The sequence below is a fragment of the Streptomyces sp. NPDC127092 genome, assembly GCF_042722475.1.
Classification (GTDB): Bacteria; Actinomycetota; Actinomycetes; order Streptomycetales; family Streptomycetaceae; genus Streptomyces.
Genome location: NZ_JBHXFE010000264.1, coordinates 1,024 through 1,312 on the forward strand (window position 1 = coordinate 1,024; position 289 = coordinate 1,312).

Genomic DNA, 289 nt, shown 5'->3' on the forward strand with positions numbered 1-289 from the left:
CCTTCGCGAGGCCGTCCTTGATGCTGGCGGCGGTGTCGCGGACCTCGGCCCCGGCGTCCCCGCGGGGGCACGACGACGGCCCGCCGCGCCCTCCCCGAAGGGAGGGGCGACGGGCCGTGGGCACCGGACACGCGGTCCGGCGTCGTGGGTCAGGCCCCGCAGGTCACACGGAGCGGTCGGCGTCCACCGGATCGCCGGCACCGGACTCGAGCTCGGCCAGGTCCGCGCCCTCCAGGGCCTCCCGGCCGCCGGAGAACGTGAACGTCAGCTCGGCGCCCTCCCCCTCGCC